Annotated in this window: 21 protein-coding genes and 1 tRNA gene; 10 read left to right on the forward strand and 12 right to left on the reverse strand. The window is 27.8% G+C overall.

Features of this window, described 5'->3' with window-relative positions; translation table 11 throughout:
* Window positions 1-68 precede the first annotated feature (68 nt).
* The 4 genes from R4I97_RS11140 to R4I97_RS11155 all read left to right on the forward strand — a co-directional run bounded on the left by R4I97_RS11140 (window position 69) and on the right by R4I97_RS11155 (window position 3,268).
* On the forward strand, window positions 69-503 hold the full coding sequence (locus tag R4I97_RS11140) for an ankyrin repeat domain-containing protein (RefSeq protein WP_335785113.1): 435 nt from the start codon (window positions 69-71) through the stop codon (window positions 501-503).
* Between the two features lie 138 nt (window positions 504-641).
* The gene (locus tag R4I97_RS11145; protein ID WP_335785114.1) at window positions 642-1,115 is read left to right on the forward strand and encodes an META domain-containing protein; all 474 of its coding nucleotides are present in this window, start codon (window positions 642-644) and stop codon (window positions 1,113-1,115) included.
* 190 nt (window positions 1,116-1,305) lie between these two features.
* Window positions 1,306-2,706, forward strand: a complete 1,401-nt coding sequence (locus R4I97_RS11150; protein WP_335785115.1) for a phosphoenolpyruvate-utilizing N-terminal domain-containing protein — start codon at window positions 1,306-1,308, stop codon at window positions 2,704-2,706.
* An 88-nt stretch (window positions 2,707-2,794) separates the two neighbouring features.
* The gene (locus R4I97_RS11155) at window positions 2,795-3,268 is read left to right on the forward strand and encodes an ankyrin repeat domain-containing protein (RefSeq protein ID WP_335785116.1); all 474 of its coding nucleotides are present in this window, start codon (window positions 2,795-2,797) and stop codon (window positions 3,266-3,268) included.
* On the opposite strand, the gene R4I97_RS11160 is transcribed toward R4I97_RS11155, so the two are convergent.
* Window positions 3,265-3,504 carry a hypothetical protein gene (locus tag R4I97_RS11160; protein WP_013243392.1) on the reverse strand — a complete coding sequence of 80 codons (240 nt, stop codon included), beginning with the start codon at window positions 3,502-3,504 and terminating at the stop codon, window positions 3,265-3,267. The two genes, R4I97_RS11155 and R4I97_RS11160, sit on opposite strands and share 4 nt — an antisense overlap.
* A gap of 194 nt (window positions 3,505-3,698) precedes the next feature.
* Here R4I97_RS11160 and R4I97_RS11165 point away from each other — a divergent pair, with 194 nt between their 5' ends.
* The 3 genes from R4I97_RS11165 to rlmB are packed head-to-tail and all read left to right on the forward strand — an operon-like array spanning window position 3,699 to window position 6,183.
* Window positions 3,699-4,451, forward strand: a complete 753-nt coding sequence (locus tag R4I97_RS11165; RefSeq protein ID WP_335785117.1) for an ankyrin repeat domain-containing protein — start codon at window positions 3,699-3,701, stop codon at window positions 4,449-4,451.
* Window positions 4,452-4,480: 29 nt separating this feature from the next.
* The gene (gene galE / locus R4I97_RS11170; protein ID WP_335785118.1) at window positions 4,481-5,470 is read left to right on the forward strand and encodes a UDP-glucose 4-epimerase GalE; all 990 of its coding nucleotides are present in this window, start codon (window positions 4,481-4,483) and stop codon (window positions 5,468-5,470) included.
* Entirely contained in the window at window positions 5,470-6,183 is a 714-nt protein-coding gene (gene rlmB / locus R4I97_RS11175) for a 23S rRNA (guanosine(2251)-2'-O)-methyltransferase RlmB (RefSeq protein ID WP_335785119.1), read from the forward strand. Before galE ends, rlmB begins: the two co-directional genes overlap by 1 nt.
* A gap of 384 nt (window positions 6,184-6,567) precedes the next feature.
* Here the strand turns inward: rlmB and R4I97_RS11180 are convergent, their stop codons facing one another.
* The 7 genes from R4I97_RS11180 to R4I97_RS11210 all read right to left on the reverse strand — a co-directional run bounded on the left by R4I97_RS11180 (window position 6,568) and on the right by R4I97_RS11210 (window position 12,589).
* Window positions 6,568-8,091, reverse strand: a complete 1,524-nt coding sequence (locus R4I97_RS11180; protein WP_335785120.1) for a hypothetical protein — start codon at window positions 8,089-8,091, stop codon at window positions 6,568-6,570.
* 213 nt (window positions 8,092-8,304) lie between these two features.
* Window positions 8,305-8,378 (reverse strand) — tRNA-Ala (locus R4I97_RS11185).
* A gap of 230 nt (window positions 8,379-8,608) precedes the next feature.
* Window positions 8,609-9,319, reverse strand: coding sequence for a serine O-acetyltransferase EpsC (gene epsC, locus R4I97_RS11190; RefSeq protein ID WP_335785121.1), 711 nt, complete (start codon window positions 9,317-9,319; stop codon window positions 8,609-8,611).
* A 12-nt stretch (window positions 9,320-9,331) separates the two neighbouring features.
* Complete coding sequence (locus tag R4I97_RS11195; protein ID WP_335785122.1) at window positions 9,332-10,243, reverse strand: cysteine synthase family protein; 912 nt, start codon at window positions 10,241-10,243, stop codon at window positions 9,332-9,334.
* A gap of 141 nt (window positions 10,244-10,384) precedes the next feature.
* Entirely contained in the window at window positions 10,385-11,551 is a 1,167-nt protein-coding gene (gene nifS, locus R4I97_RS11200; RefSeq protein ID WP_335785123.1) for a cysteine desulfurase NifS, read from the reverse strand.
* A 3-nt stretch (window positions 11,552-11,554) separates the two neighbouring features.
* Window positions 11,555-12,388, reverse strand: a complete 834-nt coding sequence (gene nifU / locus R4I97_RS11205; protein ID WP_014932918.1) for a Fe-S cluster assembly protein NifU — start codon at window positions 12,386-12,388, stop codon at window positions 11,555-11,557.
* A 21-nt stretch (window positions 12,389-12,409) separates the two neighbouring features.
* On the reverse strand, window positions 12,410-12,589 hold the full coding sequence (locus R4I97_RS11210) for a (2Fe-2S)-binding protein (protein WP_335785124.1): 180 nt from the start codon (window positions 12,587-12,589) through the stop codon (window positions 12,410-12,412).
* Between the two features lie 264 nt (window positions 12,590-12,853).
* On the opposite strand from R4I97_RS11210, the gene R4I97_RS11215 reads away from it, so the two are divergent.
* The gene (locus R4I97_RS11215; RefSeq protein WP_335785125.1) at window positions 12,854-14,971 is read left to right on the forward strand and encodes an alpha-amylase/4-alpha-glucanotransferase domain-containing protein; all 2,118 of its coding nucleotides are present in this window, start codon (window positions 12,854-12,856) and stop codon (window positions 14,969-14,971) included.
* Between the two features lie 23 nt (window positions 14,972-14,994).
* Entirely contained in the window at window positions 14,995-15,663 is a 669-nt protein-coding gene (locus tag R4I97_RS11220; protein WP_335785126.1) for an AAA family ATPase, read from the forward strand.
* An 8-nt stretch (window positions 15,664-15,671) separates the two neighbouring features.
* Here R4I97_RS11220 and R4I97_RS11225 read toward each other — a convergent pair whose 3' ends face one another.
* Window positions 15,672-16,649, reverse strand: a complete 978-nt coding sequence (locus R4I97_RS11225; protein ID WP_335785127.1) for a LacI family DNA-binding transcriptional regulator — start codon at window positions 16,647-16,649, stop codon at window positions 15,672-15,674.
* Window positions 16,650-16,876: 227 nt separating this feature from the next.
* Between R4I97_RS11225 and R4I97_RS11230 the strand changes: the two genes are divergently transcribed.
* Window positions 16,877-18,232 carry an alpha-glucosidase gene (locus tag R4I97_RS11230; protein WP_335785128.1) on the forward strand — a complete coding sequence of 452 codons (1,356 nt, stop codon included), beginning with the start codon at window positions 16,877-16,879 and terminating at the stop codon, window positions 18,230-18,232.
* 624 nt (window positions 18,233-18,856) lie between these two features.
* On the opposite strand, the gene thrB is transcribed toward R4I97_RS11230, so the two are convergent.
* The 3 genes from thrB to R4I97_RS11245 form a co-directional block, all read right to left on the reverse strand.
* Window positions 18,857-19,807 carry a homoserine kinase gene (gene thrB / locus R4I97_RS11235; RefSeq protein WP_335785129.1) on the reverse strand — a complete coding sequence of 317 codons (951 nt, stop codon included), beginning with the start codon at window positions 19,805-19,807 and terminating at the stop codon, window positions 18,857-18,859.
* A gap of 2 nt (window positions 19,808-19,809) precedes the next feature.
* Entirely contained in the window at window positions 19,810-20,865 is a 1,056-nt protein-coding gene (thrC, locus tag R4I97_RS11240) for a threonine synthase (RefSeq protein WP_335785130.1), read from the reverse strand.
* A gap of 512 nt (window positions 20,866-21,377) precedes the next feature.
* Complete coding sequence (locus tag R4I97_RS11245) at window positions 21,378-22,037, reverse strand: suppressor of fused domain protein (RefSeq protein ID WP_335785131.1); 660 nt, start codon at window positions 22,035-22,037, stop codon at window positions 21,378-21,380.
* Window positions 22,038-22,200 lie beyond the last annotated feature (163 nt).

Here is a 22,200-nt window from a genome sequence, read left to right on the forward strand (position 1 = left end):
CAAATTATATTGTATTTATTATACTATTTTTTATAATATATATTTTACAGATTAAATGGAGATTTTGTATGAAAAGAATTATAGTTTTTATAATGTTTTTTAGTTTATCTTTATTTGCTCAAAAGAAAATGACTCCATTAATGGAAGCTTTAGAGAGAAAAGACGCTAAAAGAGCAATAGAACTTATAAACTCTGGGGCTGATATTAACACTAAAGACAGAATGGGAGAAACACCATTGATAGAGGCATCAGAAGAGGGGCTTACAGAAGTTGTTAAAGTTTTGATAGAAAAGAAAGCGAATTTAAATGCTGTAAATGTTAGAAACAGAACAGCTTTAAGCAGGGCCTCATATAAAGGGCATACTGAAATAGTACGTATGTTGGTTAATGCTGGTGCAGATATTAGTATCAAAGACAAATATGGTAAAACAGCATTATCTTATGCAATTCAAAGAGGTCATCAAAATATAGTGAATATTTTGAAAGCAGGTTCTTCTAAATAATTTTAAATATTATTACTATTTTAACACAAAAAATTAAAAAAAAACATTAAATTATATTAAAATCATAATATTGATATTGATAATAAAATTTAATTATAATATAATACTTTTTACAAAATTTAATTAAGAGGAATAAAAATGAAAAAAATATTATTTTTAGTTCTTGCTGTTATGGGAACAATACTCGTAGTATCTTGCGGACAATCTTCAAATACAACAACTGAAACAGCAAATGCTTCTGGACAAAATACTGCCATGGTTACAGTTGATGATTTATTAGGCAAAGAGTTTGCTCTTACTAATATGTATGAAGGCAAAACAGTAACTATTGCTTTTTCTGCTACTAACATGTTAGGCGGTAAAGCTGTTATTAATAATTATTTTGGCGGGTTTACTTTAGAAGGCAACAAAATTAAATTAAGTCCTATGGGTTCTACTAAAATGGCTGGTCCTGAAGAAGATATGAATGCCGAAATGGAATATTTACAAATATTAAATGGCGCTGATACTATTGCTTTAGATGGCGATGTATTAACTATTACTACTGCTTCTGGTACTAACTTAGTTTATACTTTCACTCAAAATGTAGAGATAGTAACTAATAATCAATAATAAATATTTAGTATTATTATATAAGGAGTGTTGATTTTTTCATCACTCCTTTTTTTATTTTTTTAATACTAAATTTGTATTATAAACAATAATATATATATATTATGATATTGCAAAAAAACTATGTTTTTATTATACTTTATCTTGTAAATAATATGTTAATTTATAAAAAATTGTAAAAGGATTAAATGTGGTTGGTTTAATTTTTGTTTCTGACAGTAATGATTTTGTAAAGGCATTACAAAAATATATTAATAAAGTTAGTAAGATATCTGTTGCATGTTCTGGAGGAATAGGGGAGAATAACAGCTTATTTGGTACTAATCATAATGATATTTATAAAGTTATAAATGATAATTATACTGATGATGGTGTTATTGTATTTTTTGACAGCAAAGAGGCTTTAATTAATTGTGAGATGGCTGTTGCTATGTTAGATAAAGAAAAGCAAAAAAATGTGAGGATATCATTTGCGCCTATTGTAGAAGGTGGAATGGCTGCTGCTTTTGAAGTATCTTTAAATAAAAAAATAGATGAGATAGAAGATAAATTAAATAATTTAGCAAAAAAATATTATAGTGAAAATATTCAAGAAAATTTAAAAGATTATATAAAAAAAGAATATGTAGTAAAATTAAAAAATGGTTTTCATGTTAGACCTATATTTATGTTTATGAATATGATTTCTAAAAATCATTGTTCTGTATACATTACTAATAAAACTAAAAATAAAAATATTGTTTGCGCTGATAGTATGAGTAAGATATCTTTATTAAATATACAAAATAATGATGTTGTAGAAGTATATATAAAAGGCGATAATCATCAAGTTTTAACAGAATATTTTAAAGATTTGTTTGATGGAAAGTTTGAGTTTAATGATAATGAAGCGAAAAAAGTTTATACGGTTAATTCAGATTTTGAAATTGTTTGTGAGGGCAGGGCTTGTGGTTTAGCTAAGTATGTTGATTTAGATATAAAAATAGGGTATGAGGAACAAAGAGAGATAGATATAAAAACTGAAAAAGAAAAATTTGTATATGCAATAGAAACTGTAAGAAAAGAGATATTAAAGCAAAAAAAGAAAATAGAAGAAAAGAAGCTTGGCAGCGATGAGAGTCTTATATTTGATTCTCATTTATCTATGCTTCTTGATGAGGCTGTTATTAATGATGTTGATAGCTTGCTTGAAACTTCTAAGCATACTGCTTTATATTTGTATACTAATATTATGCAAAATATGTATGATTGTTTTAACGAGTTTGATGATTTTTATATGGTAGAGAGAAAATATGATATTCAGGATATTTTAAATCAGGTGTTAGCTGTAATGTTAGATAAAAAAATAGAATTGCCGGAGAAAAATGATATTATTTTGATATCAGATAATATTTATGTATCAAATATTGCTAATTTTTCTAATAATATTAAAGGGGTTATATCTTTGAATGGAAGCTCTATTTCTCATTCTGCTATACTTCTTAAAGCTTTAAATATACCATATATAGTTTATAAAGATGCAAAAAAATTTGATGGAAAAAACATTATAATAGATACTAATAATAAGGATATAATTTATTTGGATAATTGATAATTTATTATATATTTTACAAAATTAGGGTATTTTATGTTTTTTATAGTAGTTCTTAAGTTGATTTGAAAGCATAGGATTTTGTATTATGGAATACGGTACTATAATAATTATTGTCATAGTTGCTCTTGTTATACTTACACCTGTATTAAAACGAGCTTTTAAAAATATTAGATTAGATTCTAATAATGACAGTATACATATAGCTTGTTTATATGGGGATTTAAAAAAGGTTAAAGCTATGCTTAGCTCTGGAATTAATATAAATGCTAAAGATTTTAGTAATAAGACTCCTCTTATGTATGCTGCTGAGGACGGAGCAGCTGACACTGTGAATTTCCTTATAGACAATGGTGCTAATTTAGATGATGTTGATGTAAAAAATGAATCTGCTTTGATAATAGCTTTAAAAAATTATAATATTCATGTGGCAAAAATATTAATAGAGAAGGGAGCTAATTTAGGCATTAAAAATGAAGAAGATAAAGATGCTCTGCAATTAGCTAATGAAATTGATTCTAAAGAGATTATAGAACTTATTAAAAATAAATTAAGTAATTAATTATTTTTATTGCTTCTTGCTATATTTGTTGAGCCGCATATAGGGCAATTTGATACAGAATCATCTATTATATCATCTATATTGGTTAAATCATCATCTTCTACTATATTGATTTCTTTATCATCTACAGCCCAGAAATTAGAACAGTCTTTACAATAGAAATGTATTAAATATTCTCTGTATGTTGGATAATTACCTTCTATTTTTCTATATCCGTCTATTATATTATGTCCCATAATAAAATCTCCTAAAAAAGCTTGATGCAAAGTCTAATATTTTTTATTAAAAAAGTCAATTATATTAGTCTGCATTAGTTATAACAGTTTATTTATTAAAATAGTAAATATTTTTTATTTATACTTGCTATAGAAAATATTTAGGTTTTATAGTATAATTATTATAAGTTATATAGTATGGCGGTTTTTAGTTTATGAAAAGAATATGGTTTATTGTTTTAATAGTATTATCTGTAGTACTATTTTCTTGTAAAAAAGAATCTGAAATGATAGTTAATAATAATAAAGTTTATGTTAGTGACCCTAATAATATATATCATAAAGAATATACTAACGTTGTAAAAGTGAATGGAAAGTTTGTTGATACTAAGAGTTCTTATGCGTTTGCATACAAAGATAGAGAAGAAGGTGAATATAGTGAAGAGTATGATATATTTGATGCTATAAGAAATCATAGTTTAAAAAGGGTTGCTGAATTAGTAGAGATGGATAGTCAATTAATTAATGATACTATAAGTACAGATGAAAGCGAGTATAGTGAGTTTATGGACGATAGTTATAGCATTGATGGAGCTACTCCTTTGATATTTGCTATATTTTATAGGGATTTGGGCATAATGCAATATTTACTTGACAATGATGCTGACCCTTATATTAAAGATGAAGATGGGTGGAATGCTTTTTTATGGGCTTGCGGTACTGGAAGTGTTGAAGAAGTAAAAATGTTAGTTCAAGCTCATCCTGATTTAGTTGATTCTGTAAATATTTATGATGCTAATGGACTTCATATTGCTTCTTTAAATGATAATTTAGAAGTTATTAAATATTTGGTTAATGATTTGGGATTTGATATTAACAGTACTGATGAAGATGGAGATGGTGTTTTATATTATGCTAACGATGCTGAGACTACTGAGCTTTTAGAGAGTTTAGGTGCTGAAAATTAATTTTTATAAATAAAAGGAGTTTTTTTATTATGGCTGTTTTAGTTTGTGGGGGAGCTGGATATATTGGCTCTCATGTGGTGCGTGAACTTTTAAAACAGAATATAGAGACTGTTGTAATAGATTCACTTGAGTATGGTCATAAAGAGGCTATTAAAGATTGTAAGAATTTTTATCAGGGAAACATTGGGGATAGTGCTTTACTTGATGAAATATTTTCTAAACATAATATTGATTCTGTTATGCATTTATGTGCCTATATAGAAGTAGGTGAGAGTGTACAAAATCCTGCTAAATATTATCACAATAATGTATCTAACTCTATCAATTTACTTAATGCTATGCTTAGAGCTAAAGTAAAGAACTTTATATTTTCTTCTACTGCTGCTGTTTATGGAGAACCTGAAGCTATTCCTCTAAAAGAAGATTGCAGAAAAGAGCCTACTAATCCTTATGGTGATAGTAAGCTTGCATTAGAAAAAATACTTGCTTGGTATACAAAGGCTTATGATTTTAATTATGTGGCTTTAAGATATTTTAATGCTTCTGGTGCTCATCCTGACGGAGACATTGGAGAAGACCATAACCCTGAATCACATTTAATACCTTTAATACTTCAAGTTCCGCTTGGAAAAAGAGAAAATATAAAAATATTTGGTGATGATTATCCTACACCAGACGGCACTTGTTTGAGAGATTATATACATGTATGCGATTTGGCTTTGGCGCATATTGCTGCTATGAATTATCTTAAAAATGGCGGTAAGAGTGTTGCTTGTAATTTGGGTAATGGAAACGGATTTAGTGTAAAAGAGGTTATAGAGGTGGCAAGAAAAGTAACAGGGCATGCTATACCTGCAGAAGTTTGTCCTAGAAGGGCAGGGGATTCATCTGAACTTATTGCAAGCAGTGATAGGGCTAAAGAGGTATTGGGCTGGACTCCTACTATAGACTCATTAGAAAAGATAGTTGAAACTGCTTGGAATTGGCATAAAAATCACCCTAATGGTTATAAGAAATAATGTTTATTAGCTCAAAGAATGCTATAGTTGAAGCTCTATCTAAAGACTTGGTTGATGTTATTTATATTAAATTTCCTATATCTAAAAGAGAAAAAGAAATTATTAAGCTTGCCGAGAGAAAGAAAGTTTTAATTAAAAATGTTGACAAAAGAGAGATGGAAAGCATTGTAGGGAAGGTTTATTCTATTGCTGCGAGCGTGAAAGAAAATGCTGATATAGGTATTGATGTTTTTTTGGATAGGGCTTTAGAAAAAACTAATACGCCGCTCATATTTATACTTGATTCTATAACAGATGTTCATAATTTGGGTGCTATTATAAGAAATGCATATTTTTTTGATTTGGGCGGAATTATTATACCTAAAGACAATGCTGCTCCTATAAATGAAAAGGTTTATGAGATATCGGCTGGTGCTGCCTATCATTTGCCTATATCAATAGAGACTAATCTTAATAGGGTTATTGAGATAATGAAAGAGAAAGGTTTTTGGGTATATTATGCGAGCGAGAAGGGCGATACATCATTAGAAAATTTTAAATTTGATACACCTACAGCTATTATACTTGGAAATGAACATAGCGGCGTGAGGGAGAGTTTGAAGAAGAATTCTGACGGCAGCATTATAATAAGAGCCTGCAGCGATTTTGATTCACTTAATGTATCAGCAGCATCCGCTATAATATCTTACGCTTATTCTGTGTATAAAAAATAATATAATGTTCTCAAAGTAAGTTAATAAATATTTATATTGTTTTAATTTTATTGATTATGAATATATATTAAATAATGATATATGTTTGTAACTATATTCCATGAAAATGCAGTCCTTTTTCTTCTTTGGGTCACCAAAAGAAGTGGGGGTGTGTACCCTAAGGGCACGCTTCGCAGGGGGCAAAGCCACCACAAATCACAAACTTAAAAAAATTGTCATATAAGTTTTTTATTTTATTCAACTTTTTCCCGCCTTCGCGGTGCGGACTTCGTCAAAGTTGCAAAAAGTGCGTTTTTTACTTCATCTTTAGTAAAGCATAACGAGTGATAAAAAAATTTTAATACACAAAAAAGTTGATAATATATTTATAAAAATGAATAATTTTTATTTGTCCATAAAGTGCTTATATCCTAAATCTTTTGACTTTTGTAAATACTCATTGCTTAATTTTTTGCATTCATCTTTTGAGTAACCGCTGTTATTGTTGTCAAGTTTAGAGTATTCTTTGTATACAAGATGTAAATAGTAGTAGGTTTCTCCTAAATTTTCTTTTACTCTGCTTTTGTTTATAGACTTTTTCAAATATTTTTCAGATTTATTTAAATCATTTTTTAAATATAAAAATATACCATAATTATTTATTAATTCTAAATTATTAGGATATAACTTTAATCCTTTATCTAAATATTTTTCTGCTTGCATTAAACTTTCTTTATTTTCTTTAATTTGATAATGATTTAAATATAAAAATCCTATAGAAGTTAAAGTATTAATATAATTATTATTAATATTTAATACTTTATTATAATCATTTAAAGCTTTATTAAAATATTCTTCTTTTTTAGTTTCTTCATATTTTTTTGAATATAAAATAGCTCTATTATTTAATAGCATTATATTTTTAGAATCTATCTCTAATGCTTCAGTATAGAGCCTTATAGCTTCTTCTTTATTATTTTTATTATCTTCTGTTAAAGCTCTGCTAAATAATTCACTTACTTTAGCTCTATTAGCATTATTTTCTGATTGTTTTGTTTGTTTTTTTATTTTCTTTAATGTTAATTCTATTTCTTGGGCTTTTTTATTTGATTGTTCTAATATTTTTTCTGCTTCTTCTTTTATTTTTTCTATTTCAACCTTTAAATTTTCAGCTTCTGATTTGTTATTATTTATTTCTTCTTTTATGCTATTTACTTCATTTATTGCATTATCTTTTGCATTTATTGCTTCAGTTTTTATAGTATTCATTTCATTGAGTATATTATTTTTTATATTATCAAAATCTGATTTTAGATTTTCAATGTATTCTTTATTTTCTTTTGATAATTCTTTTCTTATATTTTCTATGCTTTCTTTAGATTTTAATTCTGTTTCGTTTATAATCAATTCTGATTGCTTTTGGTTGCTCTCCATTATTTTATTGTTGGCGTATATGCCTAATATTGTAAATATTATCATTATTAAAGACAAAAATGCTAGCCAGAAAGTTACTGTATTTATTGAAAAGTCTTTACTATCTTTTAGTGTTTCTCTAAGTAAATCAATGTTGGGTTTGAATGCTTCTTCGAGTGTATTTTTTATAAACTCTTTGCTTTCAAAACTTTCATTTGTAACTGTTTCTTTTAGGAATTCATAATAATTGCTTAGTTGCGTTTGCGAGTTTAGTTCAAACTGTTTGATGCTATTTTCTATTAGGGTTTTACTTTCATTTGTGTATTTAGAATATTTGCATATCAAAATTAATAAAAATATTATGCATATTATAGAATATAGCATAAAACTAAAATGTCTTTTAAAAAAATCTATTATTATATTTTTTTTATTAGATTTGTTTTTTTCTTTGGTATTGTTGTTATCATTATTTGTATTGTTATTAGTATTTTCTGTGTTGGTATTATTATCAGACATGTTTTTACCCTATCATATTTATATACTTCATTATACATTTAAATATAAAAATATAAACAATATTTAGTTCTTAATTTCTAATGCAACAATTATTTATGTAAATTTTTCTTTATTATTCAACCGCACGCAGAATGAATTTTACAATATGAACTTGTTTACTATTCTAATTTTATTATATTTGAAATTTGGTTTACCGTGCGTTAATGAGATTTTTGGAGATAATGGGGCTCGAACCCACGACCCTCACAATGCCATTGTGATGCTCTCCCAAACTGAGCTATATCCCCATAATTTTAAAGAATCATAAATTATTTTTAGTCAAAAGTCAATAAAAGAATGATTTTATTTATGGGATTTTTACCCACAAATCTACGCTTCTTTTTGAGACCAAAGGCAGCCATTCATAGTGAGCGAAATAACTACATTTTGGTATTAGTTAAAAAAGCAAAATAGCTGCATTTTTTATCTAATTTATATAGTATAAAAATCAAAAACAGTTTTAAGTTATTGTATAAAACTATAAAGTGATTTTTTTGTTTTCTTCAACAGATTCTAAAATTATACAATTAGCACCAATGATAGTATTTTTACCTATTACAGTGTTCCCGCCAAATATCGAAGCATTAGCATATATTGTGACATAATCGCAAACTGTAGGATGTCTTTTTTTACCTTCCAAGCTTCTTCCATTAGTTAATGATAATGCCCCTAAAGTAACTCCCTGATATATTTTTACATGATGACCTATAATGGTAGTTTCTCCTATAACTATTCCTGTACCATGGTCTATAAAGAAATAATCGCCTATATTAGCTCCGGGGTGAATATCTATGCCTGTTTTTGAATGTGCAAATTCAGATATAGTTCTTGCTATTAAATACTCCTTATGATTATAAAATATATGTGCTATTCTATAATGAAAAATTGCTCTAAATCCAGGATATGTTAATACTATTTCATCATAAGATTTTGAAGCAGGGTCAGACTGATAAAAAAACTCTAAATCTTTCTCAAGACTTGATGTAATATCTTTAAGCTTTTCTATAAAATCTAATAATAGGGAATCATTACTTACTATTTTTTTATAAAGTTCAATTATATTTTTTTCTATAATATCTTTATTAGGAGTCTCTCTAAAAAAATTAGGAAAAACATAATCCCTTATGAGTTTTACAATTTCTTTTATATCATTTTTATTAGGAAGTTCATTAAAAGTTTTAAGTTTCATTAATATAATCCTTTAGCTCCAAGAATATCTCTCGCCTGTATCAGGTAAAATACAAAGCATCTTTATTTTATTATTTAAATCTAATTGTCTTGATAAATCAATTGCAGCATAAACACTAGCACCCGAAGATATACCCACATATAAACCTTCAGTAAAACATATTTCTCTTGCAGTATTAATGGCATTCTCATCTGATACATCTATTATTTTTTCTATCACCTTTAAATCCAAAATTTTTGGTATAAAATTAGCCCCTATTCCCTGTATTTTATGAGAAGCTGCATAGCCTTTTGTAAGAAGAGGAGAAGATTCAGGTTCAACTCCAATTACTTTAGTATTTTTATTATTGTCTTTAACATACTTTCCTATTCCAGTAACAGTTCCTCCAGTGCCAATTCCAGCAAATATATAATCTACATCTCCCATATCTTTATATATTTCTGGTGCTGTTGTTAAATAATGTGCCATAAAATTAGATTTATTAATAAACTGACCTGGTATTATAGAATCAGGTATTTCTCTGTTTAATTGATTTGCTCTTTCAACTGTAGCATCCATTCCTCCATCAACTAATTCCAGCTTTGCCCCATAATCTCTTATAAGTTTTCTTCTCTCTTCAGACATTGAAGAAGGCATAACTATTATAACATTAAGCCCTAAATAGTTTCCAATAGCTGCCATAGCAATTCCTGTGTTTCCTGAAGTTGGCTCTATAATTGTAGAACCTTTTTTTATTTTTCCGTCTTTGATTAAATCTAATAATATTTGTTTTACTGCTCTATCTTTTATTGAAGCAGCAGGATTATTTTTTTCTACTTTTCCATATAATTCTATATTTTTATTTAAATTAAATTTTGTTTCTATATTGCTTAATCTTATAATAGGAGTATTGCCTATTAAATCGAGTATGTTGTTAGCTATCATATAAATCTCCAGAATGATATATATTTTTAATTTACGTTAATATTTTTTAAACAACAGCTATAAACTAAAATACATTTAATAATTAAATAAAAAAGGAGCTTTTATTATCAAGCCCCTTTTTAATATAATATTCTATATTTTTTAATCTCTATATGGGGAAATATCTCTAAGCCTTGCTACTATTTTTTCTATAGCATCTGCTGTATACATTATTTCTTCCATAGTGTTATCTAATGATAAAGAGAATCTTGTTGAACTATGAGCATATTCAAAAGGAACTCCCATAGCCTGTAAAACAGGAGAAGGCTCTAAAGTACCAGAAGAACATGCACTTCCGCTTGAAGTACATATACCATAACCGTCAAGCAATAAAAGTATAGCCTCACCTTCTATATTTTTAAAGCTAATATTTGCAGTGTTGCTTACTCTTTTAGCACCTCTTCCATTAATTTTTACTTCTTTAATTCTTTTTAAAACCTCTTCTTCAAGTTTATCTCTCAATTTAGAAGTATGTTCAACAAATTTAGGAAGCTCAGCCTTTACAATAGAAGCAGCCTTGCCAAGCCCTATTATATAAGGAACATTCTCGGTACCGGCACGGCGTCCTCTCTCCTGATGTCCGCCTGTTTGTACTGTTCTTAATTTAGTGCCTTTTTTAATATATAAAGCACCAATACCTTTTGGAGCATGTATTTTGTGTCCTGCTATTGTAAGCATATCTATATAAGGCTCATCTTTCATGTTTAAAGGCAATTTACCAGCAGCCTGCACAGCATCTACATGAAATACTGCACCTGCATTTTTTACTATTTCCCCAATCTCTTTTACAGGGAAAATTACACCTGTTTCATTGTTGGCATACATTATAGATACTATAGCAGTATTATCATTAATAGCTTTTTTCAAATCATCTATATTAATGTTTCCATCAGTATCTACATCTAAAAGAGTGATTCTATAACCCAAACGCTCTAATGATTTACAAGTTTCTATAACAGCAGGGTGTTCTACTCTGGTAGTGATAATATGATTCTTTGTAGGGTAAGCTTCTATTGTACCTCTAATGGCCATATTATCTCCCTCGCTTCCGCAAGAAACAAAACAAACTTCTATAGGGTCGCATCCTAAAAAGTCAGCAACCTCTCCTCTTGCTTTTTCCATTTCTTTATGCACAGCACCTGCTGGGCTATACATACTTGAAGGGTTATAATATTGGTCTTTGAAATATGGAAGCATAGCATCCAAAACTTCTTGATATACTCGAGTAGTGGCATTATTATCCATATATATAATTTTGTTTTCAGGCATAATTTACACTCCTACTACTTCTAAATCTTTATCAACCAGCTCTTTAATTTTAGGCTCAACAAAGCCTTTCAAAGTGTTCTTAGAAGCCATACAAGAAGAACAAGCTCCCTTAAAAGATATTTTTACTATGTTGCCTTCTATATCCACTAATTTACAGCTTCCTCCATCCATTTTAAGCATAGGGTTAATTACTGTTTCTATTGCTTCTTCTATTTTTTTAATCTTTTGAACTGTAGTGAGAGGGGCATTCTTTTGAGCTCTTTCTCTCTCAGCAAGCTCTTCATTTAATATATCTTCTAATTTAACTTTACAAGCCCCGCATCCGCCGCCTGCTTTAGTATAGAATGTTATCTCATCTACTGTTGTTAAATTATTTTCTCTTATGGCTCTTTTTATTTTAGTATCTGTTATACCAAAACATTTACAAATTATAGCTCCCTCATCATGTTCATCTTCTTCTACTTTGATTCCTCTGTAATTGTTAATAGCTTTTTCCAATGTTTCCATTCCCATTACAGAACAATGCATCTTCTCCTCTGGAAGTCCTCCAAGCTCCATTGCTATATCTCTATTTGTAATCTTTTTAGCTTCATCTAAAGTTTTACCTTTTATCATCTCTGTTAATATACTGCTGCTTGCTATAGCAGAAGCACAGCCGAATGTTTGAAACTTAGCATCTTCTATTACTTCAGTATCTTTATTAATTTTTAGAGTTAATTTTAAAGCATCTCCGCAAACTATACTTCCAGTCATAGCTTCAGCGTCAGGATTTTCTATCTCTCCAACATTCCTCGGATTTATAAAATGGTCTTTTACTTTATCAGTATATTCCCACATATATTTTACCTCCGCTAATAATTATTTATTAATATCGTCGAGTATCTTTTGTATAGTAGGTATACAACTTCCGCAGCCAGTTCCTGCTTTTGTAATTTTTGATACCTCTTCTACTGTTTTTAATTTATTTTTCTTTATGGCATCTATAATTTGACTTTCCTTAACACCCATACAGAAACATATTGTTTTATCGTCAGACATATTTTTATCTCCTATTATTTATTTTAGTTTAATGTTATAAAACAGACTATAATATTATTTGAAAAATATTAATATTCTATAACCCTTCATTGTTAGAATATTATAACAGTTTAAAAATAAATATCAAGTACAATAACATATTATTAATTTATTGATTTTTAGTACTTTAAGTAAATTAACAATATAACACAAATTAAACTTTACAAAAATGATTATTTGGTATAGAATTATGTTAATTATATATTATTTTTATGGGTAATTGCTATGAAAACTATTAGTTTGATACTTGGAAATCATAATCATCAGCCTGTAGGCAATTTTGATTTTGTATGCGAAAATACTTATCAAAATGCTTATAAGCCTTTTTTAGATATATTAGAAAAATATAAAGATATAAAATTTAACTTTCACTATACAGGCTGTTTGCTTCAATGGTTAGAGAAAAATCACCCTGAACATTTGGACGCTTTAGCTAAACTTGTTTCAGAAAATAGAATAGAGCTTCAAAGCGGTGCTTTTTATGAGCCTATAATGCCTTCTATACCAGACAGAGATAAAGATTTGCAAATAACAAAATTAAATAAATATATAGAAAAAAAGTTCAAAACGACTCCCAAAGGTGCTTGGATAGCAGAGAGAGTGTGGGAGCCTACGCTTGTAAAACATTTGGCAAAAAATGGAATAAAATATATTATGATAGATGATTCTCAGTTTCTTACAACAGGAATTGATACAAAAAATATGTTTGGCTATTTTTTAACAGATGATGAATCTTATAAGCTTAATATATTTCCTATATCTCAAGAACTTCGTTATTTAATACCATTTAGAGAAGTAGAAAAATCAATTGAATATTTAAAATCTATAGCAACAGAAGAAGGAGACAGAGTAGTAGTTTTACATGATGACGGTGAAAAATATGGAGATTGGCCTGGAACAAAAAAATGGGTTTATGAAGATAAATGGCTTGAAAAGTTTTTTGAGGCACTCACAAAAGAAAAAGATATTATAAAAACTATTACCTATAGTGATTATATAGAAAAATATGCCCCTGTTTCAAAAATATATATACCTACAGGTTCTTATGAAGAGATGCTTACATGGGTTCTTCCTGCTAAGGTGCAAGATGAGTTTCATTCAAAACAGGAAGAGTTAAAAAAGCAAGAAGAAAATGAAATAGTAACAAGGTTCATGCGCGGAGGTTTTTGGAGAAATTATTTCTTTAAATATTCTGAAAGCAATAGAATGAATAAAAGAATGCTTTTTGCTTCAAATATGGTTAGCGAATTGGATAAGTCTAAAGAAAAAGAAGAGGCTTTAGATTATTTATTACAAGGGCAATGCAACTGTCCTTATTGGCATGGAACATTTGGAGGACTTTATTTAAATAATTTAAGGCATGCTACTTATGCTAATCTTATAAAATCAACTTCAATAGTAGAAAAAAAGAAATATGGAAGCGGCTATTTTATGAACTATGATTTGGATTTTGATATTGACGGCAGAGATGAGGTTGTGGTTAGTTCAGAAAAATCAAGTTTAGTGTTTCATACTTTAAGTGGTTCAATTATAGAATGGGATTTAAAAACTACTAACCCTATAAACCTAATAGACTGCTTAAAAAGAAGAGAAGAGGCTTATCATATTGCAGCTGTTAGAAATGCAAGCAAACAATCAAGTGAAAATGAACATGTATCAATTCACGAGATAGCTAAAAAGATAGATGATAATATTGCTAAATATTTGGTGTTTGATAAAAATGAAAAGGTATTTGCTGTTGATCATTTCTTAAAAACAATGCCTAATGCTGAAGAGTTTCAATTATTAAAGTATGATGAAGAGGCTGATTTCTTTGATTCTTATTATAATTTAATTGAAAACAATATAAACAAAAATAATGCTAATATAGTTTTTGAAAAAAATGGTTTAGTTAATGGCAAAGAAATTCTTTTAACAAAAAAATATATTGTAGAAAAAGACGGCAGTTTTAATATAAACATAACAATATTAAACAAATCTAATGAAAATATAAGTTTTGTTTATGCTTTAGAAAATAATATTACTTTGCTTGCTGGAAATGAAAAAGACAGATATTATATTGGAGAAAATAATAGAATATCTGATAATTTGTCAAGCACAGGTGAATACAGAGGCAAAATATTTGGTATGGCAGATGAAGGATATATAAAAATAAAATTATTCTTAGAAGCTAATGAAGAGACAAATTTCTTATATATGCCAAATTATACTATATCTGATGCTGTTGATAAACTTGAAATGAATTATCAAAACTCAACTGTGGTATTATGTAAGGATATAAATTTAAAACCAAATGAAAAAGCAGAATATAATATTAAAGCTTATATAGAAGAATTAAAATAACGAAAAAAGAAGGTAACTGTTAAATGAAGCTGTTCTATATAATATCTAATAAAAAACATTCCGGTAAAACTTATGTAGCTTCTAATATTGTAGAATCAATAAAAATATTGGGAAGAAGTATTTGTTATTACAAGCCTTTTGTAATGGAGGTGAAAAATAATAAACTATTTGACTGCGAATATATAAAAAATACCACTACATTAAATGCTTCTGACATTTTTGTTTCTTATGCTACAAATGGTAATCTTTCTCCGCTTCATAGTATAAACACAAAAATAGATGAGAGAGAGATTACAGATTTGATAGATGAATGTAAAAAAAATTATGATTATATGGTATTAGAATCCTTATGCCTTTATGACCCAATAAAAGAAAATTATAATTTTTTAGATTTAATTACAGATATAGAAAGATATAATAATGAATTGCATATTATACCTATAGTAGAATATGATACAAATGTAATTCACTCAAGCTTTGAACAAGTAGAACTTTTTCATCAAAGAGGATTTAAAATACCATTTATAGTTATAAACATAAAAAAAGATATATTTGTGCAAAACGAAGTTATAGCCTATATTAGAAATCAAATATCTCCTATAAAACTGCATACAACTATATTTGATGATTCGGCAGAAAAGACAAAAATTACAGAGATAAAATATCCAAATATAATAAAAGATTTAATATAAATAAATGTCTATACCGTCTTTATAGAGCTTTTTCTTTCTACGACTTCTGGGTTATAAATTATTTTTGAAGATTTTTCTGTAAATAATTGTCCATTCCCAAACAGTATATATTCTACGCTATACAATATTTTTTCATACAATTTTTGGTCTATAGAACTTAACCCTAAAAATTCAGATATCTCTAAATTATCAAATCCAATAACTCCAATATCTTCACCCATTTTATACCCTAATTCATCTATTGCTTTTATTCCGCCTATAGCCATCTGATCGCAAAAATAAAATATAGAATCTATACTTTTATCATTTAAAGCATTTTTTGTAGCATAATAAGATTCTTCCATAGAAAAATTATTAGTAGTTATTAATTTGCAATCTATGTTAAAATCATTACATGCCATTTTTACACCATCATATCTTTCTTTTACATCTCCGCTTAAATCACAATGTGTAATAAATATAGGTTTTTTCCAATTGTTTTTGTATAAATGTTCAATAGCTAACCTTCCGCCTAAATAATCATTAACATCTATATTAAGTCCGTATTCTTGCTGCGGCATATTTAAAAATACTGTAGGTATTAAAAAATCATTTGTACTTTCTTTTGTTTCTATTGCCAAACTAATTATACCTCTGATATCATTCCATATTTTTTTATTTTTTTTTAGTAATATATTTAAAGGTATATTATCAGCATTTTCATATAATCTAATAGTAATATTATATTTTAAAGAAATCTTTTGAAGATATTTTATAATGTCAGAAACTATCATTAAATTATGATCTCTAAGTATAAATAATATATCTCTATAATCTTTTTTTACAATAGTCCTTAAATCTTCAGGATAATATTTAGCTAAAACTGACATTATTTCTCTGAAAGTGTCGGTGTGTAGTTTTTCTGGAGTATAAAAAAACCTTTTTACAGTAGTTTCAGCAATATTGAGCATATTTGCAATATTTTCTATTTTTTCTTTTTGCCCCATTATATTTCCTTAAAATGATTAACTAATGAATTATTATAAAACATTTTTTATAATAAACAATATAAAAGAGGTTTTGATAATTATTTTTTTATCAAAAAAATGATATTTTTTTATATAAAAAATGAAAAAATAGTTTCATTTTATTGAAATAATAATTTTTTTGAGTATAATATTATTTGTATAAAACAAAATAATATAAATAAAATTTAATTATGAAGGATATAAATATGAAATTTGTTTTAGTAGGTGCAGGAAGTGCACAATTTGGATGCGATATGCTTGGGGATATTTTTTCAACAAAGTCATTAGAAGGTTCTCATATTACTTTGCTTGATATTAACCCTGATGCCTTGAAAAAGGTATATGATTATGTAAAAGAGTTTATAGCAGCTAATAGTTTAAATTTTACTGTTGATGCTACAACAGATAGAAAAGAAGCTTTTAAAAATGCAGAGTTTATTATAAGTTCTATAGAAGTAGGAAATAGATTTAAATTATGGGATGAAGATTGGAAAGTACCTATGCAATACGGTATTCATCAAGTTTATGGGGAAAATGGAGGACCTGGAGGAGTATTTCATTCTTTAAGAATTATTCCGCCTATTTTAGATATAGTAAAAGATGCCATGGATATATGTCCTAATGCTTATATATTTAATTTTTCTAACCCTATGACAGCTATATGTACAGCTGTAAAGAGAGCTTATCCTAATGCTAAGTTTATAGGCATGTGTCATGAGATAGGCTGGCTTCATAAATGGCTTCCAAAGATATTAAAAATGAATTATGAAGATTTTGAGATAAAAGCTGGCGGACTTAACCATTTTAGTTGTTTATTAGAGATAAAAGATAAAAAAACAGGAAAAGATTTATATCCTGAAGTATTAAAAAATGCACATAGTTATTTTGAGCATGAAGTAGGTTATAGTGATTTATTAAAATATGCTATAGAAAATAATGCCTTCTCAAAAACAGAGAGTTTTGACCATTCTATAGAAGAGAAATTAAAAGGTGAGTTTATATGGGCTGACAGAAGACTTTTAAAAGTAATATTAGAGAAATATAAATTATTGCCTATAACAGTAGATAGTCATTTTGGAGAATATGTATCTTGGGCTTGGGACGTTGTTGATCATAGGGGTATATTAGATTTCTATGATTTATATAAGACAGTATTATCACAGGCAGAGCCAAAAATAGAATTAAAAGTAAAAGAGAGAGCTTCAAGCATAATAGATGGTATAGTTACAAACAATAAATATGTAGAAGAGGCTGTAAATATTTTAAACGATGGATTAATAGAAGACCTTCCTAATTGGATAGCAGTAGAAGTACCTGCCGAAGTAAGTAAAGATGGTCTTAAAGGTGTAAAACTCAATAATGTACCTAAGGGTTATTTATCTTTATTAAGAAACTATGTAAGTGTATATGATTTAACTGCAGAAGCTGCTATACATCATAAAAAAGAATATGCTATACAAGCTATACTTGCAAATCCTGTAGTTAATGTATGTAAAAACACTGAAGAGATGGTAGATAGAATGATAGCATTACAGAAACCATATTTAGATTACTTAAAATAATATTAAGTGGTGTAAATATTATATACTTTTTTGGATAAATAAATTAGTACTAAACATTACTATTAATATTACATTAAAGCTATATATTATAGACAATAGAAAAATGCTATTTGGAGAATGTTAAAAAATAAAATAAGCATACCTTAGTAAAGATTCTACATTTGAAGTTGTGTTGTTACGCTTCTTATTATAATGGGCTTAGCTTGCAATATAAACAAACTTTTCAGGGGCTTTTAAAAAGCCCCTTTATTATATTTTCTATATATAAAATTGAAACATTTGCACTTTTTGGTGTCCACCTTTAGATGTGATTAAATTAAATAATTCATCTTGCATATAAAATTATTATGACTTTGTATTAATTTTATACTTGCACTTTTTGCAACTTTTTGCGGCGGGAAAAAGTTGATAGAAAATAATATTTTTAATATATATTAAAAATATTTAACTCCTTTATTTTAGTTATTTCATGATTTTGCCCCTGCGAAGCGTGCACGTAATGTAGCACTCCAGTTCTTTTATGACCAAAGGGCTCTTTCAGGACGACTGAAAGGAGTACCTTTAGGTATGGTATAAAAGAAGCTTATATCTTTCGGATACGCTTCGCGAAGAACTGCATTTTTATTAAATAACTATTATTCCTCTGTTTGGAATATTTAAAACTTTTATTTCTGATTCTATTTTCTTTTTAGCAAAACTTTCTTTCATTGCATTAGAAACTTTTTTAATAATATTTTCATCGTTTTTAACCAATGCTAATATTGAAGAACCTGCTCCGCTAATAGTAACAGAGTAAGCACCTGACTCTTTAGTTCGTTTAAATAATTCTTTAAGCCCAGGAATAAATTTAGCTCTATAATCTTGATGTAGTTTATCATCTGTAGCTACTTCAAGTAAATCAAGCCTATTTGAAGCTAATGCAGAAGTAAGAAGTGCTGCTCTTGAAATATTAAATATAGCATCTTTAAAACTTATATCTTTGGGTAGAGCATTTCTTGCTATTTCAGTGCTTAAATGAAAATTTGGAATAGCTACTATTGCTTTTAAATTTTTTGGAGCATTAATTTTAACATATTTAAAATCTTCATTTTTACGTACAACACCAGATATAATTCCTCCAAGTATGGCAGGTGAAACATTATCAGGGTGCCCTTCAAGCTGAACAGCCATATTTAATATATCATCTTCAAGAGAGAGTTTATTTCCTAATATATAATTAGCACTAAGAAGCCCGCCAATTATTGCAGCAGAACTGCTTCCAAGCCCTCGTGAAAGAGGTATTCTATTTATACATTTTATAATATATCCTTTTTCAGGTTTTGCTTTTAATTTTTTATATACGAGCTTCATAGCGTCAAGTATCATATTATTGTCTTTTGATATCTCTTTTTCACCTTCGCCTGTTATTTCAAATTCTATTTTTTTAGAGTTTTCATTTTCGTATATATGTATTTCATTATATAAATCTAAAGCAAGCCCCACACTGTCAAAACCAGAACCAATATTAGCAGAAGTAGCAGGTATTTTGAAAGTTACTAATTTTTTATTAGATTTATTATTTTTAGATTTATCCATAATTATATTCCTATTGCTTTTCTTATCTCTTCTATATTGTTATCTACTTTTATAGGTGCATTGCAAATTTTTATAGCATTATCAGGGTCTTTAAGTCCATTACCTGTTAATACAGAAACTACAACATCGCCTTTTTTAAGTTTGCCAGCTTTATAAGTTTTTATAACTCCAGCCAAAGAAGCAGCAGAAGCAGGCTCAGCAAATATACCTTCTTCTCTTGTGAGCATTTTATAAGCTTCTAATATTTCATCATCAGTAACAGAGTCTATAAAACCATTAGATTCATTAGCAGCATTAACAGCGAGTTTCCAGCTTGCAGGATTACCTATCTTTATAGCAGTAGCCAATGTTTGAGGATTTTCTATAACTCTGTTTTGCACTATAGCAGCAGAGCCTTCAGCCTCAAAACCTATCATCTTTGGTAAGTTTGATACCTTTCCGTTTTCTTTGTATTCTTTAAAACCCATCCAGTAAGCAGATATATTTCCAGCATTTCCAACAGGTATAGCTAAATAATCAGGAGCTTTTCCTAAAGTATCGCAAATTTCAAATGCAGAAGTTTTTTGTCCTTGAAGTCTGAAAGGATTTAATGAATTTACTAATGTAATAGGATATTTATTTGTAATATCAACAACAGCTTTTAATGCCTCATCAAAGTTTCCTTTAATAGCTATAACCTTAGCACCATACATCAAAGCCTGTGCTAACTTTCCTAAAGCAATATTTCCATCTGGAATAACTACTATACATTGTATACCGCTTCTTGCAGCATAGGCAGCAGCAGATGCAGAAGTATTTCCTGTAGAAGCACACATTATAGCTTTAGAACCCTCTTCAAGTGCCTTAGCAACTGCCATTACCATTCCTCTATCTTTAAATGAACCTGTAGGATTAAGTCCGTCATATTTAAAATATAATTCTATTCCTCCAAGTTCATTTCCTATCTTTTCAGCTTTTATTAAAGGGGTATTCCCTTCATGTAAGGTTATCAATGGGGTTTTATCTGTAATAGGTAAATATTCTCTATATTCTCTTAAAAGTCCATTCCATGCTTTCATAATATTATCCTTTTTAATTTTATTTATTTATAAAAATTAATAATTATTATTAATAGTATTTTATATAGAATATAATATAAACAACAATTTTTCAAGTTTTAATTACTATTAAATAAAAAATTTTGTAATATACTAAAAATTTTTAAGTTTGTCAAAATTATTTTTTGCAGGGCTTTGCCCCGCACCCCAGTTCTTTTATTGGTATAAAAGAACCAAAAGAACTGCATTTTTATGAAGTATATCTAAAAATATATTGTATTATTTTTATATATTTCTTAGATATAAAAATTAAATATTTGCACTTTTGCGAAATGTATACGAATAAGTGAAATAATTTGCACTTTTTGCAACTTTTTGCGGCGGGAAAAAGTTGAATAAAACAAAAACTTAGATGACGAAATATAATTCTTTGCTGTATACTAAAAAAATTGACAAACTCAAAAAATTTTAGTATATACTTATTAATATTTGATAAATTATAATTTAGTTTTTTAATAATCAATTTTTATAATTTATAATAAAGATTCTCTATTATAATCTGTTATATCAGTTCCTATTTTTTTAGCCAATTCTTTTACTGTAATTTTTTTATCATATATAGCATTAAGCTCAGCATCTGTCGCCCCTAAAAGCTCAACAAAAATAACTTTTCCATTTGGAGTATTTATTTCTCCTGCTTCATCTGGTATAGTGATAAAGCCTGTGATTTTTGATTTCTGTTCGGCATCAATTCCTTCTTTTTGTTTAGTCCATATATATTCATAAGGATTGAAAACCGCACCGCTTTCAAATGAATATTTTGCTAATTGCTGTAAAAATCCTACTGCAGTTTTTATTTCATTATCTTGAGTATCATCATCTTTTGTATTATTAATTTGTTTTTCATTCATTTTTAATTTGAAAGTAAGTTCAAAACCAAATCCGCTATACTCTTTATTCTCTGATTCTTTTTCATAAAGTTCACTGAATCCGTAAGTAACAAAATGATAGTATCCATTTCCTCTGTAAATACTTATTCCGTCAAGAGGGTCTTTTCCGCCTAGCATATAACTTATTATAGGTCTGTAATGCAGAGGTTCTTTTTGTTCAGGATATATTTTCTCAAATGTTTCTGTGATAGCGTCGAAACCTGATGTATTTATCTCTTCGTTTAAATCTTCATTACTCATCATTTTATTCTCCGAATTATTATGTTAATTGTTATAAAATACAGCATAAATAATTATTTTTCAAGGCTTTCATTAATGATAAAATATATATTTAAATCTATTTGATTATTATTATATTTTTTATAAATATACTTTGTTAGTATATTTAATTTTTTATTTTATCTAT

The organism is Brachyspira pilosicoli (assembly GCF_036997485.1).
GTDB classification, from domain to species: domain Bacteria; phylum Spirochaetota; class Brachyspiria; order Brachyspirales; family Brachyspiraceae; genus Brachyspira; species Brachyspira pilosicoli_C.

Bases quoted from the DNA above. Each gene is read 5' to 3' on its own strand.
- R4I97_RS11195 (WP_335785122.1), bottom strand. From the start codon at position 10,243: ATGATAGCTAACAACATACTCGATTTAATAGGCAATACTCCTATTATA.
- R4I97_RS11245 (WP_335785131.1), bottom strand. From the start codon at position 22,037: ATGATGAGTAATGAAGATTTAAACGAAGAGATAAATACATCAGGTTTC.
- nifS (WP_335785123.1), bottom strand. From the start codon at position 11,551: ATGCCTGAAAACAAAATTATATATATGGATAATAATGCCACTACTCGA.
- R4I97_RS11210 (WP_335785124.1), bottom strand. From the start codon at position 12,589: ATGTCTGACGATAAAACAATATGTTTCTGTATGGGTGTTAAGGAAAGT.
- R4I97_RS11215 (WP_335785125.1), top strand. From the start codon at position 12,854: ATGAAAACTATTAGTTTGATACTTGGAAATCATAATCATCAGCCTGTA.
- R4I97_RS11145 (WP_335785114.1), top strand. From the start codon at position 642: ATGAAAAAAATATTATTTTTAGTTCTTGCTGTTATGGGAACAATACTC.
- thrC (WP_335785130.1), bottom strand. From the start codon at position 20,865: ATGAAAGCATGGAATGGACTTTTAAGAGAATATAGAGAATATTTACCT.
- R4I97_RS11160 (WP_013243392.1), bottom strand. From the start codon at position 3,504: ATGGGACATAATATAATAGACGGATATAGAAAAATAGAAGGTAATTAT.
- R4I97_RS11140 (WP_335785113.1), top strand. From the start codon at position 69: ATGAAAAGAATTATAGTTTTTATAATGTTTTTTAGTTTATCTTTATTT.
- nifU (WP_014932918.1), bottom strand. From the start codon at position 12,388: ATGTGGGAATATACTGATAAAGTAAAAGACCATTTTATAAATCCGAGG.
- galE (WP_335785118.1), top strand. From the start codon at position 4,481: ATGGCTGTTTTAGTTTGTGGGGGAGCTGGATATATTGGCTCTCATGTG.
- R4I97_RS11225 (WP_335785127.1), bottom strand. From the start codon at position 16,649: ATGGGGCAAAAAGAAAAAATAGAAAATATTGCAAATATGCTCAATATT.
- thrB (WP_335785129.1), bottom strand. From the start codon at position 19,807: ATGGATAAATCTAAAAATAATAAATCTAATAAAAAATTAGTAACTTTC.
- R4I97_RS11180 (WP_335785120.1), bottom strand. From the start codon at position 8,091: ATGTCTGATAATAATACCAACACAGAAAATACTAATAACAATACAAAT.
- R4I97_RS11165 (WP_335785117.1), top strand. From the start codon at position 3,699: ATGAAAAGAATATGGTTTATTGTTTTAATAGTATTATCTGTAGTACTA.
- epsC (WP_335785121.1), bottom strand. From the start codon at position 9,319: ATGAAACTTAAAACTTTTAATGAACTTCCTAATAAAAATGATATAAAA.
- R4I97_RS11230 (WP_335785128.1), top strand. From the start codon at position 16,877: ATGAAATTTGTTTTAGTAGGTGCAGGAAGTGCACAATTTGGATGCGAT.
- R4I97_RS11155 (WP_335785116.1), top strand. From the start codon at position 2,795: ATGGAATACGGTACTATAATAATTATTGTCATAGTTGCTCTTGTTATA.
- rlmB (WP_335785119.1), top strand. From the start codon at position 5,470: ATGTTTATTAGCTCAAAGAATGCTATAGTTGAAGCTCTATCTAAAGAC.
- R4I97_RS11220 (WP_335785126.1), top strand. From the start codon at position 14,995: ATGAAGCTGTTCTATATAATATCTAATAAAAAACATTCCGGTAAAACT.